Origin of the sequence: Aeromonas sp. FDAARGOS 1417 (genome assembly GCF_019046985.1) — a bacterium.
GTDB classification, from domain to species: Bacteria; Pseudomonadota; Gammaproteobacteria; order Enterobacterales; family Aeromonadaceae; genus Aeromonas; species Aeromonas veronii.
In genome coordinates, this window is record NZ_CP077221.1 from 1215358 (window position 1) to 1231855 (window position 16498).

The following is a 16498-nucleotide window of genomic DNA, read 5'->3' on the forward strand; positions in this document are numbered from 1 at the left end:
GCCATGAGCGATCGCATCTTCGCCGCCATCTGGCTGCTGCTCTGTCTGGCAGGCGCCGCCATCGCCTGGCAGATCCAGAGCGAATACAGCTATGAGCCGCTGGGGCCGCGCCCCTTCCCGCTCGGCATCATCGGCCTGATGGCGCTCTGCGCCCTGTTGCTGCTGCGCCGCCAGCCGGACACCGTCAGCTGGCCGCCGCTGCGTACCCTGCGCCACCTCGCCATCATGGTGGTGGCGCTGGCCGGGTACGGTGCCAGCTTCGAGTGGCTGGGCTTTCCGCTGGCCACCACCCTGCTCACCTTTGTTCTGGGGCGCCTGTTTGGCGCCTCTGCCAAAGCCGCCCTGCTCTCCGGCGTCGTCGGCGGTCTGGTGCTCTATCTCGCCTTCGACCGGCTGCTGGATGTCACCCTGCCCCTCGGCGTCTGGTTCTCTTAAGGAGTCAATATGGATACCTGGATGTACCTATCCCAGGGCTTTGCGGTGGCACTCACCCCGGAGAATCTGGTGATTGCCCTCATCGGCTGCTTTGTCGGCACCGTGGTCGGCCTGCTACCGGGCCTTGGCCCCATCAACGGGGTCGCCATCCTGTTGCCGCTGGCTTTTGCCCTGAAACTGCCCCCCGAATCGGCGCTCATTCTGCTCGCCACCGTCTATATCGGTTGTGAGTATGGCGGGCGGATCTCCTCTATCCTGCTCAACGTGCCGGGGGATGCCGCTGCCATCATGACCGCGCTGGATGGCTACCCCATGGCCCAGCAGGGCAAGGCGGGAGTGGCCCTCTCCATCTCGGCGGTCAGCTCCTTTGTCGGCTCCATGCTCGCCATCGGCGGGATCATTCTGTTCGCCCCGGCGCTGGCGCGCTGGTCCCTCGCCTTCGGCCCGGCGGAGTATTTCGCCCTGATGGTGTTCGCCATCGCCTGCCTTGGCAGCATGATGAGCCAGAACCTGCTCAAATCCTTTATGGCGGCGCTGATTGGGCTGGGGCTCGCCACCGTCGGGGTGGATGCCAACACCGGCGTCTATCGCTTCACCTTCGACAGCGTTCACCTCTCGGACGGGGTGCAGTTTATCGTGGTGGTAATCGGCCTCTTCTCGGTGAGCGAGATCCTGCTGATGCTGGAACACACCAGCGGTGGCGGCAAGCTGGTGCGCACCACCGGGCGGATGCTGTTCAACTTCAAGGAGCTGGTCCATTGCACCGGCACCATGTTGCGCTCCTCCACCATCGGCTTCTTCGTCGGCATTCTGCCCGGCGCCGGTGCCACCATCGCCAGTGCTATCACCTATATGACCGAGAAGCGACTGGCGGGGCCCAATGCCAAATTCGGCGAGGGGGACATTCGCGGCGTGGCCGCACCGGAGGCGGCCAACAACGCCTCAGCCTGTGGCTCCTTTATCCCCATGCTGACCCTGGGGGTGCCGGGTTCGGGCACCACAGCGGTGATGATGGGGGCGCTGACCCTCTATAACATCACCCCCGGCCCCACCATGTTCACCGAACAGCCCGATGTGGTGTGGGGACTGATCGCCGCCCTCTTGCTGGCCAACGTCATGCTGCTGGTGATGAACATCCCCATGGTGGGGCTCTTTACCCGCATGCTCTCCATCCCGCTCTGGTTTTTGGTGCCCGCCATCGCCAGCGTCTCGGCGGTGGGAGTCTATGCGGTGCACAGCACCACCTTCGATCTACTGCTGATGGTGGCCCTCGGGGTCTTTGGCTACCTGCTGCGCAAGATGCACTTCCCCATGTCACCGCTCATTCTGGGTTTCGTGCTGGGTGAAATGCTGGAGCAGAACCTGCGCCGCGCCCTCTCCATCAGCAATGGCGACACCGCCATCCTGTGGAGCAGCGGCATCAGCCAGACCCTGCTGGTACTGGCCATTGCAGTGATCACCCTGCCCCCGCTGGTACGCCTGCTGCGCCGCCGCAAAGCCGATCCGCTGATCCCGGACGCACGCCCGGAGCAGGGTGCCTGACCTGATAAGACAGAGATGACGGGTTTATTGATACAAAAGGGCGAGATCTGAACGATCTCGCCCTTTTTACAGACCGCATCCATCTGTCACTAACGGTATAAAAACACCCAATATATCAACGCTAATCGCCCCGCGTTCCCTGTGTAGTGGTCTAATCATCCCGGACACCATTTTAGGTGGTACAGTCGCCACCATGACCTGAGGTGTTCAATGACAAGATTACGTCGCTCATTTACTGCCGAATTCAAACTCGAAGCCGCATCCCTGGTACTCGACCAGGGATACTCTGTCCCTGAAGCCAGCCGTTCACTGGATGTCGGTGAAACCGTACTGCGTCGCTGGGTTCAGCAGCTCCAATCCGAACGCTGCGGCACAACCCCAATCAGCAAAGCACTGACTCCGGAGCAGCAGAAAATTCAGGAGCTGGAAGCCCGCATCAACCAGCTCGAACGTGAAAAGGACATACTAAAAAAGGCTACTGCTCTCTTGATGGCGGACGAGTTCACACGTACGCGCTGATAGACCGATTAAGGGAGCAAGCCCCCATCACTCTGGTCTGCTGCGCTTTCGATGTTCCCACCTCCTGTTTTTACGATTATCTGGCTCGCAGGCGGACGATTAACCGTGAACGTATGCAACAGCGCTGTGAGTTGCGCCGTTTGTTCAAAGAAAGCCGGAACTCAGCGGGCAGCCGCGCCTTGATGTCGATGATGCGGGAGTTGGGGTATCAGATTGGTCGATTCAAAGTACGTAACCTGATGAAGGAAGCCGGTCTGGTATCCAAGCAACCGGGCGCTCATCGCTATCAGGTCGCTCGGTCTGAACGACCGGACATTCCCAATCTGCTGGCCCGCGAATTTGATGTCCAGCAACCCAATCAGGTGTGGTGTGGCGATATCACCTACGTCTGGGCAGGTGGTCGTTGGCGTTACCTGGCAGCGATTCTTGACCTGTACACCCGGCGGGTCGTGGGCTGGGGGATGTCTGATAAGCCTGATGCAGAGCTGGCCATCAAAGCACTTGAGATGGCGTATCAGCAACGAGGTTGTCCGTCAGGCGTGCTGTTTCACTCTGACCAGGGCAGCCAATATGGCAGCCGGGCATTTCGGCAACGACTGTGGCGCTATCGCATGACCCAGAGCATGAGTCGGCGTGGCAACTGCTGGGATAACGCCCCGATGGAGCGACTGTTCAGGAGCCTGAAGTCAGAGTGGCTCCCGGCTATGGGATATATGAGCTTGCGAGAGGCGAAGCGGGATATCAGTTATTACCTGATGGATTACTACAACTGGCGGCGTCCACATCACCACAATGACGGGATACCGCCAGCAAAAGCCGAGGTTCGGCCTAACCAAGTGTCCGGATTTAGTTGACCACTACAAGCTGACCCGCCCAGTCTGGATGGCGTAACGCATGACGGAACTGATCCGTTGCAGCACCCGCCCAGCAGTTTCAGTCGCTCCCCTCGCCTCTATCTTGCGCAGAGCATCCAACATGATCGGCGCTGTTAGTTCTGCTACCGGAACTAGCCCCAGGTCGGGAAAGGCATCCACTTCCAAAGACTCGATCACCCGCTTGGCATGGCCTGGGCTCCAGCGAGCTAGCTGACACTGGTGCCACTCCCTGGCAATGACCTCAAAGCTGTTCTCGCTGGCGAGTCGGTTGGCCACCTTGCTCTGCTTACGGGCAAGACTGGGGTCGATACCGTCTGCCAGTTGCCTGCGCGCCTCCTCTCGCTTAGCCCTCGCCTCTTTCAAGGAAACCTCTGGGTAGACCCCTAGAGCTAGCACCTTCTCCTTTCCAGCAAAGCGGAACTTGAGGCGCCAGTACTTCCCCGACGAAGTTATAAGTAAAAAGAGGCCCTTTTCATCAGACAGCTTCTGCTGCTTACCAGTGAACTTGGCTTGTCGAGCTGCGGTATCAGATAGCGGCATGGGGGTATCTCCCGATTCAATTGGGGGTACATGACAGACGCTGGGGGTATAAGCCTCTACCTCACAGGCCAGGAATGGCGCGGGATTGCGGGCATCTGGGGGTACTTTTTACCCCAGTAGGAACATGTACCCCCAAAAGTACCCCCAAACTCGGGGGGATGTCATGAGGCCTTATGATACGACGAGAGACAACAAAAAACCCGCAAAGCCTTTAGCTATGCGGGTTTATGGTATGTCTTGAGACTGTATGAAACTATAGTTTGGTGCCGAGGCCGGAATCGAAGATGACGCCCCAAAGCCTCTAAAATCAACGAATGCGCATTATAAAAAACTCATCGTATACCTATCCGTATACCAATAATATTTTAGTACCACCGCCCTGCTGCATATTCCGGCCGATCATGAACACCGATTCCGGTTCAACGTGAACACTTTACCTCTCATTTCCTGAGACAGTCTTCAACAGTCAAGGTGGCAGTTGCTTCGTAGACTACCGAGAAATCAAGCCCGGAAAATATCCACCTTCGTTTCTAAGCACTTGCGTAAACTCAAATCATGTGTGCCCACTTCAAACCAACCACTTGGTTTCTGGAAAAAATCCAGTCCTCGACCAATCTTGATGACCCACCCATTGTCGATGCGGATCTCCCGATCGTGCATGTTCGGATTGAGTTTCACTTCCAGTTCCACATCAAGCTCCAAAAGGCTCTGCTTCAATTCGTCGAGTTTTTGTTGGATATCGACCAGCTGCGTATTGTCATCGTATCCGGTAACAAGGTTGATTTTCTTCACTGTCCCAGCTTTCAAAATACATTCACAAAAGCGAACGAAATTCTGGATCTGGTGCTGAAGCCGAACATAGGGTTCTTCAATGACGACAGCCTTAGCCCCTTGTAGATAAGGGCCAATGATCGACTCATAACTATGTCCCATATCCCCATACATGATTGTGAAATGGCGTTCGATCAATTCATCAGGCACAACGACAGAGGATATCGGTTCATCTTGGATTGCAGGTAACTCTTGTCTAACCTCTGTCGCCACGTTACGTTCATGTGCACTCTTGTCGTTGAGTTTCCGCCGCAAAGGCTGCTGTGTTGCTGAAGCATCTTTCGACTCAGGGCAATAGACAATCACCTCTTGCCCCAGCGCATTAAGGAATGAGAGATCGATGCGCGCAAACTCATCATCGGGTTTGCGTTTATTCATCTGTTCTTTCACGCGTCGACGGCACTCGACCGCATAGGAAACATATTCTTCGAATTCCTGATCGGTCGGAGAACCAGTCGGGTGCAGAATTTTCAGGAAGGCACAAACGGTTTTTTTGATGCCTTTTTCATCACGGCCTTCAACACTCTTGCCTAGACGGATCCGCTTGCTGACCTCTTCATATCGATTGGTATGCTTGAACTGGTAGTGGAATGCTTCCGCCAGGTAGTCGGTAATGAACCCGTAGCAGTTGGTTAGAAACTCACTACTGTTCTTGGGCATTTCCCAACCAGGTATATAGGCTGCAAATCGATCCATGATGGCGAGGTCAAACTCTGCAGGTAATGGCTGGAAAAGATCATGTTCGGCCGAGTTAACTACTTGGCTGATAGAAAGGTCGAAGTTGCCAACAAAGCTAAGACTGGCATCAGCGATCACTTCTGCGCCGCGTGAAAAGCGTCCATTCGCCATGAAATCCTTCATGATCTGAATAGTGTCTGGATCTTTGACTTTGATGCCGCCAACCTCATCAAACGCTACCGTGTCCCAAAAACCTACCAACCCAACCTTACGACGTGCGTTGTTGTAGAACAGTGCCGACTTAGTCGCCTGTCCACCAGAAATAAGTGTGGCGTAGGGGGAAAATTCACTGAAGAAATACGACTTTCCAGTGCCTCGTGGCCCAAGCTCAATGTAGTTGTAATTAGGCTCAACGAGTGCCGCTAGGCGCGCAATAAAATGCATGCAAACACGCTTTGAGAGCTTTGTCGGCTCCAGGCCAACGGTACGCAGGATCACCGCGATCCATTCATCACGGGTGAACTTCATTCGACCTTCACAATATCGGTCAAAATCAAAGCGGCTGATCTGGATGGGACGTAAGTCCTCAATGTAAAACGCGTAGTCGTCTTCCTCGATGGCGTTATGTGCCAACGTTACTTCAGCCCAAATCCCCCCTTCCAGCAAACGGTCATTGTCTCGATAAAATTTATCACCGATAGCGATACGCTGTGAGTTGAAGTTTTCCAATGAGGCCCAATGGCGCTTTTCTTTCTCGACATACCGCACATGAACCTTGTCGATAAAGCGATGCTTGCCCTTGGTTGCAACCTTTGACTGCGCGGCATTGGCCTCGTCAGGTTTTACATAATTGTCTTGCAGGCTGGCTAGTACCGCCTCCATACCTGCATCCATTTCTGCTTGATCGTCACTCGCACAAAAGCGCGCAAGCAGGAACTCCAACACAAATGTCGGAACGTTAGTTCCCTTCTTGATTCGATGGAGTAGATCCTTGCGCAACACCTTGCCATCAAAGGTATCAGTCAGCTTTTGGTCAAGTTCATTCATCATTTTTACACCGCATAGTCCGTTTCTAGGTCAAGTTGGCAATACACTGCATAAGTTGTTGGATGCAAAGCCTTTACCTTGAATTTACCTTCGAAATCCATGTGCATCCTGAGTGTGACTTGAACCTTGTCACCGGGCGTCAAAGATAATGTTCCTGTGGCCGGGTTGACAACGCCTCCCGCTTTAGCCTCGCCCACTACATCACCCTTTTTATTGTGGGCTTCCAGCAAAATTTCAAAATTGTTTTCAATCGAAAACATATCTGTTGTTTCAATTGCAAGATCGATGACGGGCATACGAGTAGTAATTGCCTTGGCACCGTTTTTGTAGCTCATCGCTACTGAGGCTTTCTGAAGAGCAGGCTGATTGGATGCTTTTAACTGCATCGTTATCACCGGCACAACGCACTCTTGAAGCGAAATACCGCCGTGATAATAGAGCAAGCTACTACGGTAAGCCGCCAGTGAATATGGCGCTGCTAACTTGGCAAAATCGCCCCGTATACCCATCTTCTCAGCTGAGATAACCAAGTGGTTCCCATCGCCAGCACCGTCACCCAGTGCGCACCGGTCATGAATGCCAATCCAGTTGCCAGCTGGCTTGCTGCAAACATCGCCCGCACCTGCGTGGGTGTTCATGAAGAAGCCGTGATCGGTCGCAATCACTACCTCGTGAAAACCTCGCTCTTTCAACTTATGGATAGCGACCCGAATACGCTTCAGCGCATTGGTAATCTCAGCAGGCGCAGTGTCGGGGTGATTTTCAAAGTGGCTATCTATCTCAACCGCGCGCAACACTAGCAAGTCGGTTTCAGGGGAAATATCGAAACGTCCGCGAACAAAGTCTTCTAGGCGCCCCTCTTCGAAACGTTGGCCGTACTTTTTATTAAGCACATCCATACGCTGAGCGACTGTGCCCACCGCCTGATCACCCAACATTGGTAGCAGACAATGTTCATCGTTCTTGATACGAAGTTGCTGCCCAGCACCTGGCAACAAACTCGCCATGCCGACAGGCGTGATACTCGGTAGCTGCGCCATGGCAGCTTGAATTTCAACTTGTCCGTCTTCCAACAATTGTCGCTCTAGCGCCACACCTAATTCGTAGCGCAGCGCATCGATCATGAAGTACGCCACCTTGTGGCCGTTCTTTTGCAACTTAGGCGCGACGATGCAGTCGAACACATCAGCATTCGATAGCTGTCCAGCTAGCGGCCAGCCGCTTTGCTGCACATGCCGGGTAAAGATCAGCTGCACCTTCTCGGCCAGTTTGCCATACTGCTTGCGCACTTGCTGTTTGACCGGCGTCATGATGCTTTGCGTATCTTGCCAGTCGAAATCACCCACAGCCTGCTCGAACTCGCGATGTAAGCGATCAACCTCACGCAGGTTGCTCACATAAAAGGCCACCAGCATATCAAGATTACGAGCGTTATCAGAAAGTTGCCGCTCCATGTCATCACAGGTTTGCAGCAACTCAGCAGCAGATCGAATCAAATCCCACTGGGCACGGCTCTCGCCTTTGCCTGTCCACACCGACTGCTGTCGGTGTTCTGAGATACTCATTACCAGGTCAATGTCATCGCGTAAAATACCGTTGATAGCACGGCTCAAAAATGTGCGCTCTTCAAACGGGAACGTATCTCGATTCCCCAAATCAGACCAACCATCAAAATAGCTGACCAGATTGAAATCCCTCTCAATTTCCTCTGCGCGTTCAATATAGGTAGTCTGGGTACGGCGATCATTACGCAGCCGCTCGCACAAGTCTTCAATCAAAGGTTTGGCATGTACCTCGGCTCGAGGCACATCATTCAAGTTGGCAGGCAAGTTACCAGGCAAATCAAATACAAACTCGCTGAACAAGACAAAACGCCACAACTCATTGGCCACAGAGTCCCATGTCTTGCCCCGGGTCTTCAATGTCAGCCCCATGCTATTGCGGAGCAAATCACGCGCCTCTGTCACCCAGCTATCGCTGCCTTTCAATGCGGCCTGCTGTGCATCGTTTGGCACAAGCAGCGCAAACAGAATGTCCCGGGCGGACTCGACTGCCAGTAGCGCACGCAAGTTGGGCCAGCCCAAGCCGCCGCCAATCGCGTCCACCACTGCAAAACTAGGTGAAGCATCCTGCTCGAAGATAGCCCGTATCGCCGTGGTATGATCTGGCTTCGCCTTCAGGCAAAGGCTTTGAAAGCTGTCACCATCCCCTTCAGGGAAAATTGCTCCCGCTGCAGCGATGGGAGCGAATGGATCAGTTTGCCGTTCTTCATCGCTTTCGGGCGCTTTTGCTGGCACATAAACCAAGATTCCAGCGAGCTGCCGATCGATCACCTCACGCAGACCCTGCATGGCAGCAACCCGACTATCAATACTGCTCTTTGATGCATCTACAACCAGCAGCTTTTCGTCGGCTAAACCGTTACAGACGCCTTGGTAATAGCCTGCGGGGTCATATACAACGAGGCTACCGGCTTTCTGCAACCGAGGCCGCAATATTTTGTCCTGGATAAATTCAGCAATACTCATGCGTTAGCTCCCGCTTTCTTTTTTCCACGCGTTTTCTTGGGCGCCTTCTCTGGCTCGATGTACAAATCTTCCAGCCCATGGGCGATGGCAAGGGATTTGTCTGTCTTGCACTTCTCGCGCACGCGCTCTGGCCAGTAGGTCATGGCCAGGTGCGCCCAGTCGTAGTTGCCTTTCTCCAGCTTGGCCCAGGTGTCTTTCAACACTTTTTGCCAGGGCTTATGGCGGAATAGCGACCAGAGCGGCGCAGCGGTGATTTGCACACCGTCGTCGTGGTTGGGTTGGTAGGTCGGTGCGAGCTTGAGCAAGGTGTCGCGCAGGTCGGTGAGCTCTTGCTCAAAGGTTTGCAGCGCCTCAAATTGCTTTTCCTCATCACGTGAACGACCGCTGCCCTTGATACGCAACTCTGCGCACTCACGGCTGACTTGTGTCAGCTTGCCGTTGGGGCCATCGAGGAAATCATTCACCGCTGTAAACAGCGTCTGATTATTCAAGGATGGGTAATAGACCCACAGCGTATAACTGCCGGACGCCGTGCTCAGCGGCCAGTAGATGGGCGCTTTGCGGCGACTCTTGGAATAGCGTTGCAAATGGAAGGCGAAGAAATCCTTGCGCAGCCAGCGGCGCACATCGTCCGGCACAGCAACATCTACGCGGGTAAGCACTTCTTCAACCAAGCGAGCCAAATCGTGGGGATGCCCCTTGTCGTCAACCAAAATGCCAGCATGCGCATGGAAGGGCTCAGCGCCATCGGGCAGCATGCCTGGGCTTTTAGCTGGTAGCGGATCGAAGGGTTCTGGCTCGGCGGGTGCTGCGCGCTCACCAGTGGCCAAGCGCCAGTCGAAGCGGCCAAAGGCCACGCCGACGGCCCAGCTCAATAAGTCGGCCGTTTTATCGATGGGTGAAGCGCTGCCATCTTCATCACCCTCGTCATCTGTGTCGATTTCGGCATTTCCTTCATTGGCTGCCCCCTGGCTGCCCTGCATAGCGGCGCGGTCAGACTCGTTAAAGCCGTAGAGATCGAAGGTGATAGCATCTATCTCAGCCTGGATACGCCGTAACTCAGCTTCGATAGTGGGCGGATTGTAATCGCCTAAGCAGGCACGCAGCACCGCAGGTAACGTGAAAGCGTGGGAAGTTTCTTCGATGGTGTCCAGTGTGCGTTTGAGTGACCAGGAGCGACGAGCCAAATCAGCGAGCATGGCTTGCTGCTCAATGTTCAGGTCTGGGATTGGTGTCTTTTGAATTATGCCAACTTCGTAGGAACCAAACGCCATTTGCAGGGACACCAGCAGGCCAAAGGCTTGACTGTTTACTAGGGCGAGCAATGCTAATAGGGTGTCGTGCGCATCATCAGCCACAAAGGCTGCCGGGCCTTTGTCGGCAAAGATGCAGCCCTGGGGCATAGCACGAAGGCTGAGGCCTCCTTGCGTCCGCCTAGGCCAAGTGAGTCCCGGTCTAAGGTAGTTACATTCGCGGTGGAGTACCCAGTCTGCATTTCCGTTCAAATATGGAAACTTCTTACACGCTTCAGCCTCGATTTCGATTCCTTCGGATACCCAATTCACCAGCAGGTAAATGTCGGCGTAAAAGCGTGAGAAACTGCCACCCTTTGCAAAGGGAAGCCAACCAGAAGCAGGGCGGGAAGTCGCAAAATCCTTTTCTCTTTCCCACCATATTCTCAAGTATCTAAAATCATTATTGGTTGAAAGCGCTCGTTGCGCTTGCCGTCCGTTATCACCAAGCGCAGGCAAGTTTTGAAAGAGTTCTCTCACTGCCTCACTCACCCAATACGCAAACGGTGCCCCCGGCACCGCGCGAAATGTTTCCGGCGCGACTTTAAATACCCGTGTATCGGGATCTCCAGCACGTAAGGCGGTGCAACTGGCCAGCAGGTTAGTGGCTTTATCTTTATCCGTCAGCAGGCGCAAAAATTTCGTCATGCTTGTTTCTCCAACACATAGGCGGCGGCTTCCACCATCGCATCATCCATCACGCCATAACCGAGGTCCGCCATAACCTCAGGGCGGGCAAGGCCTAATACCACTTCTTCACGCCATTTCTGATAGCTAGAAATGAAAAAACAGGTGCGCGAGGTGATAGCACCAAGACGTCCACCACTGCGTAGTAGTTCCAGCCCACGCTCTACCATGATGGCAAGCAGGTCGTTTTTGCTTCGTGGATAGGCTTTAGTAAGTTGATCCTTGGTGTTTGAAGCCAGCGCGCCAAAAGGCGGGTTCATCACTACCACATCGAACATTTCGCGACACAGATCAATGAGGCGCAATCCTTGTAGCGCATCTTGAGCAAATAGACGCCCTTGGTAGGTCGATTTCGCGGACTGGGCAAATTCAGTTAGTTCAGCGCACAGGCGCGCCTCAGCTTGTTGCCAGCTTGCCTGCTCCTGCGCGGCAAACAGGCCTGTGCCCTTGCCCACATAGACTTGGCTAATCAGATTCGGTAGCTCGCGCTCGACCTGGAGCAGCACGCCCATCTCCGGTAAGCCCTTTAGTAGCTGCAGCGTCTTTTCGAACAGTTCGGCATCGCGTTGATCGAGGTTGGCGGCAAACTGTTGGCGCAATTCACGTTCAGCGGGTGGTGCAATGGCAGCTACCACATGGCCTTGACCAATACACGGGCGATCTTTGGCTTTCACGTTGGTATCATGCCAAGCACGCTGCGCCCGTAGCCACAGCGCCAAGGTGGCGATCTGCGCAGCACGCGGGTCAATGTCCACGCCGTAGATGTTGTATTCGATAATCAGACGTGGCACATCGCGCGCAAAAGCGGCTTCGTCCTCATAAGTCTGGCTCAGTGGCTTAAGTGCAGCTTGGGGATGGGTCGAGACATCGAGCGAACCTGGGCCATGTTGCAGTTCCCAGGCCCAGGCTTCACGGTAAATCTCAAGGAACAGATCGAAGGCATACAGGCCAAAGTGCATAGAACCGCAGGCCGGGTCCAGCAGCTTCAGGGTGCGCGGGTCGCGCAGTTTGATAGCTGCTTGCGGTTGCTCATCAGGCTTGGCCAGCAAGTATTGGCAGCGGTCCAGCAGTTCTGTTTGTCCGCCCGTAGCGTTGAACCAGAGCCGCCCCAGCGTGTTATCGACCAAAAACTCCACCACGTAGCGCGGCGTAAAGAACTGGTTGCGTACAGCAAGCTCGCGGCTATTGCGTGGAGCCTGGCTGGCATCACGCATAGCTTTGCGCTCTTCTTTGGAGTTGAAATATTGGTAAATCCAACCGATGGTTTCGTCTGCCGCCCAGAGAGGTTCAATCTCAAAGTGGTTCAGTTCATCCAGCAGCGCACGCAGGGCGGTCTCACGCGGGAACAGCAAACCGTTGGCAGCATAGCGATCAAATAGAGCGGGCAGCTCTTGCGCCAGCTCGTCGAACACGCTGAACAGATAAACCTGATATGACTGACCGGTTTCACCCAGCGCCGTACCGGCAATGCGACTATAGAGCTGGTAGCCACGCGATTGGTAGCCTTTGCTGAGCGACTCGAAAAGTTGTCCACGCGCTTCCATCATCAACAATGCCGCTAAGCGGTTGAGCACGGTAAAGGCTTGCTCGCGCACCATACGGTCGAGCACAGCAATGCGATGATTGGTGTCGTCGGCATCTGCGCCCAGGTAGTGCGCCAGGGTTTGGCGCAGCACTTCGGCCGTGTGACGCTGGCGGTCGTCTAGATGGCTGAGTCGGGCCATGGGCGTCACTTCACCGGTGTTGGGGTCCAGGCCGTAGGTCTGCTGAAGCTGGATACTGAATTCGTCAGATAGCAGGGCGCGGCAACTGTTAACCAGCTTTTGCAAACGCCCACGGGTAGATTGATCAAAAGCCATGCTTATGCGTCCCCCTCTTCCTGCAATTCGAGCTTGAGCGCAAACTCATGGGCATATCTCAGTTCACCACGCAGTTGTTGCAGTTGCGAGATCAGGGCATCTAGATCATTCAATGACGTAATCTTTGTCTTCGCTTTGAATTGACGCTGCACAATGGGTTTTGGCTCATGTGCCTCTTCCGGTTGTGTCGTTTCTGCTTCTAACTCTTCCCTGATGCGCTGTTGCCCCAAGCGCTCGATGCGATGCTTGAGCGATTGCACTTGGGATTGCAGTTCGTAGTCCTTGTTGAGCATGGTGGTGAGGCCCGCCAAGTCTGGGGCCACGTCTACAATCAGGCGCTCAAGGTTGCCCAGCAGTTCGGTTTGCTCTTGCTGGGTGAGCTTGATCCATTCCGGCACGCGCTTGAGGTCAACCTCGGCCTCTTTGATGCGTGTTTTAAGCAGGTCTTGCATCGCAATCACCGTATCGCGAATGCGGGCACGAATGGTGGTGAGGCTGGTGCTGAAATCGGCCGCAAAACGATAGAAATCAGCCTGCTGCAGGCGCTCCTCAATCAGGCTGAGCGCCTCAGCCAACTCTTCTTTCAGCTTGGCCAGCAAGGCCACGTTCGGCAGGCTAGCAATGGCCGTGCAGTGCTGACGCAGATCGCGCAGCGTTTGCTCCAGGCCTTGCTCCAACTTGAGTTTGACTTCGGCCGCCCATTTGAGATTTTCGAACAGCTCGGACTGCTCATTGCCCAAGCGGCGTGGCGCATCCGACGCATCGGTAAGCAGGACGTCGTTAATCTCGTGTGTGAGATCTTGCAGGCGTTTTACTCCCGGCAGGCTCAGGGCACGCAGCTTCTCCGTGAGCGGGCCATATTGGTGCTGCAGTTGCGGAAAGAGCTTGGTGGTGACCTTGCTGATATCGTCTTCCAACGGCACGACGGTGTCGCCCGTGAGTTCGGTCAACCGGATTGCTGCGCGTGCGAGTACGTCGTTTGACGGACGGTCGCCGCCGCGCAGCGAAATGCCGATGCTCTTGAAGGTGTTGTTGGTCTTGATAGCGTCGATGGCTTGCTGGCCGTTGACGGTCACTTCGCGCCCCGCCACCTTGAGCTTGATCTCACCAGCCAGCAGCATGGCTGCCACCAGATAGCGCAGGGTGTCTGCTGACCATCCAAAAGGCGCATCAGCAAAGACGTCGGTCAGGCGTTTGCCGTCCACGGTGCCATTGCGATCGATGTAATCACGGATGCTGATCATGGCCAGGTGGTCGGTGCGAATGCTATGCCGCCCGCTTTGGGTTTGCACAAGGTTCAGCGGATCGAGCGCACTGGTGATGCCTGACAAATTACCGACCCGGAGGAATTTCTCGGCGAGTTCGGTTCCAGCGCGCACCGGTGCTTCTGCATAGCGATCGAATACTTGTTCGGCGACTTCGCTCAGGTGCTTACGCGCGGCATCCAGCAATTCGGTTGCCAGCGTATCCACTGCAACAACCTGGCCTCGGAAGATGAACGAGCCTTGCAACAGACTGCGCTGGATCTGCGCCCTCAGTTTGGTGCTGAGGTGCTCGGCACGGTCGGCTTGGCCGTTGCAGTATTCGCGGATCTCTTGATCCGGATCGCTGCGGTAGCGGTTGGCGATTTCTCGGCAGCGGTGGATGTCGGCCGTCAGTTCATCCATTTCCGGCGTGGTGCGACCCACCAGATAGATGTTGAACTTGGACGAGTTGTGACGCGATTCGTCAGTGAGACGGGTACGAGCGTTATCGATTTCTTTGGGGTCGACCAGCTCTACAATGGTTTGGATCTGATTGCGCTCACCCGCCAACGATGCGGGCACGTTGCCAGCCGATTGCGCCTTGAGCCCGGTAGAGACGGCGTAGGAGCCGTGCAACTGGGTAGCCGGCAGTGGTGCATAAACACTGGTTAATGCTTCATTGACGATGCGCCGCAGCTCAACACCGCGAAGGGCAACTTGGCTGCGTTCTTGCTCAATGTCGTTAAGCTTTTCGCTGAAGAAGCAAAGGTTGCCGTCTTGTTCGCCAAAGGGAACGATGGGGTCGTTGATTAGCTCTTCAACCGCTTTGGCCACCGCATCTGCTTGAGATGCCCCGGAGATGCTGGCGTGCATCAGGCTGGTGACGTTTTGCCGGGTGATAGGCAGGTTGCCCAAGATTTGCAGAACAGCGACGGTCTTGGCGATGTTTTGATGCAGCTCGGAATCCGAAAAGCGGATTTTGGTGGCTTTCTCGACCGATGCGTGCAAGGTGGCGAAAGCGCGTTTAATGTCTTTATCCAGTGCATCAAACAGCGTCACTGTAGTAACTAACCAGCCAACCTCTTGCTCTGCTACGGCTGGCTTGCTCTCTGTGCCGTCGATCAGAATGTCTTGTACCACCTTGATCGCCGAGCGCAAGCCAATGCCCCCCGTAGACTTAGCCAGTGCACCGAGCAAGTGCAGCAGGATGTCGAAGTGCGCAGGCAGGAACGGGTAGAGATCGACAAAGGCCTTGCGATCGAAGTCGACGCCATAGACACGTGCATCGACCAGCTTGGTGTTCTGACGCAGCTGTTGACCATACTGATCAAACAACCCGCCCAATTGGCTTTCAGCTACTGACGATTTGCCCAACAACCGCGTATAGCAAATTTCCTTGATGTCGTTGGATTCAAGGGCGATTTGGATCGGGAAGCGGTCGTTGAGTTTGAAAAGCTCGGGCGAATTGAGAGCGGCCTTTGCGTCATCCGCCGTGAGCGTTTGCTGCGCCGTACCGACGATCCAGACCTTGCCATCGCCGATGTTTTTCAGGTTCTTCGCCAAACCATCGAGGTTTAGGATCAGATTGGGCCGTGGGCCAACGTACTGACCCACTTCATCGATGATGAAGATGATGTATTCCTTGCCCGATGCCTCGCGGGCAATTTCCAGCATTTCACGCACACGGTCGTTTTCGAACACGACGATTTCACTGGATTCAGTCGTGAACGAGGTGGGCGTCTTGAAAAGCGTGGGGTACAGCTTATGCGCGATCTCAGGGATGAGACTATCGACCACCAACTCGTCATTGCGGTAGTTGTTCCAGTCTTCACCGCCCGCAGCTTCTTTGAATGCGTCTAGGAATTCGTTGTAGCGGCCTTCCTTCTTAAGCCTGCGTTCCAGCGCAGCAACTTTAAGATTGCGCGAATAGCCCGCCCATTGCAGCACCTTGTAGAAAAGGACCGTTGACACCTCTTCCATGGTCGCACCTGCGACCTGTTCGCTGGCCAGGTCCAACATCAGCACTGCAGCCGGAAAGCGCTTGGCTACGTTTGACAGCAATGATTTGGTTTGCTGACGCTTCAGGCGATCTTGGAGATGCTGAATAAATGGAACACCATCAATAGTGATGCTGTCATCAAATGCCAACCCCAGATACTTGGTAAACGAGCTCTTACCGGAGCCATAGAAGCCTGACACCCAGACGCCGACTTCATTTTCGCCACCAATATCCATGGCGGCTTCCATTTTGAGCAGGAGATTCTCGAACTGCTGGTCGATGCTGTCGGTGACCACATATTCGGAGATTTCCGATTTCAGGCGCGCCTCTTGTGACACGCCATAGGTAATGACCTTTTCAATGCTGCGATTGATGTTCTTGCTGGGGTCGAAGAGTTTTTTGATCGTCATGTTTTACCTCAA

Annotated in this window: 9 protein-coding genes; 3 read left to right on the forward strand and 6 right to left on the reverse strand. The window is 54.7% G+C overall.

All coding sequences use genetic code 11. From position 1 onward, the window contains the following. Nucleotides 1–3 precede the first annotated feature (3 nt). The 3 genes from I6L47_RS05310 (at nucleotide 4) to I6L47_RS05320 (ending at nucleotide 3350) form a co-directional block, all read left to right on the forward strand. Complete coding sequence (locus I6L47_RS05310) at nucleotides 4–435, forward strand: tripartite tricarboxylate transporter TctB family protein (protein ID WP_005350923.1); 432 nt, start codon at nucleotides 4–6, stop codon at nucleotides 433–435. Nucleotides 436–444: 9 nt separating this feature from the next. Then, nucleotides 445–1977, forward strand: a complete 1533-nt coding sequence (locus I6L47_RS05315; protein WP_216948835.1) for a tripartite tricarboxylate transporter permease — start codon at nucleotides 445–447, stop codon at nucleotides 1975–1977. Nucleotides 1978–2187: 210 nt separating this feature from the next. Beyond that, nucleotides 2188–3350, forward strand: a protein-coding gene (locus tag I6L47_RS05320) for an IS3 family transposase (RefSeq protein ID WP_216947903.1) whose coding sequence is annotated in 2 segments (ribosomal slippage) — nucleotides 2188–2443 and nucleotides 2443–3350 — 1164 coding nt in all. Because the reading frame shifts where the segments join, the coding sequence is not laid out codon by codon here. A 3-nt stretch (nucleotides 3351–3353) separates the two neighbouring features. On the opposite strand, the gene I6L47_RS05325 is transcribed toward I6L47_RS05320, so the two are convergent. The 6 genes from I6L47_RS05325 to brxC all read right to left on the reverse strand — a co-directional run bounded on the left by I6L47_RS05325 (nucleotide 3354) and on the right by brxC (nucleotide 16486). After that, a complete protein-coding gene (locus I6L47_RS05325) occupies nucleotides 3354–3911 on the reverse strand; it encodes an integrase arm-type DNA-binding domain-containing protein (protein WP_254204821.1) in 558 nt (185 codons plus the stop codon). A gap of 501 nt (nucleotides 3912–4412) precedes the next feature. Continuing rightward, the gene (gene brxL, locus I6L47_RS05330; protein ID WP_216948836.1) at nucleotides 4413–6470 is read right to left on the reverse strand and encodes a BREX system Lon protease-like protein BrxL; all 2058 of its coding nucleotides are present in this window, start codon (nucleotides 6468–6470) and stop codon (nucleotides 4413–4415) included. A gap of 2 nt (nucleotides 6471–6472) precedes the next feature. Beyond that, nucleotides 6473–8995, reverse strand: a complete 2523-nt coding sequence (locus I6L47_RS05335; protein ID WP_216948837.1) for a PglZ domain-containing protein — start codon at nucleotides 8993–8995, stop codon at nucleotides 6473–6475. After that, nucleotides 8992–10935, reverse strand: coding sequence for a hypothetical protein (locus I6L47_RS05340; protein ID WP_216948838.1), 1944 nt, complete (start codon nucleotides 10933–10935; stop codon nucleotides 8992–8994). The genes I6L47_RS05335 and I6L47_RS05340 overlap by 4 nt, the downstream gene beginning before the upstream one ends. Continuing rightward, nucleotides 10932–12833 (reverse strand): hypothetical protein, encoded by a 1902-nt coding sequence (locus tag I6L47_RS05345; RefSeq protein ID WP_216948839.1) that lies wholly within the window; start codon nucleotides 12831–12833, stop codon nucleotides 10932–10934. The genes I6L47_RS05340 and I6L47_RS05345 overlap by 4 nt, the downstream gene beginning before the upstream one ends. A 2-nt stretch (nucleotides 12834–12835) precedes the next feature. Further along, the gene (gene brxC, locus I6L47_RS05350) at nucleotides 12836–16486 is read right to left on the reverse strand and encodes a BREX system P-loop protein BrxC (RefSeq protein WP_216948840.1); all 3651 of its coding nucleotides are present in this window, start codon (nucleotides 16484–16486) and stop codon (nucleotides 12836–12838) included. Nucleotides 16487–16498: the final 12 nt, after the last annotated feature.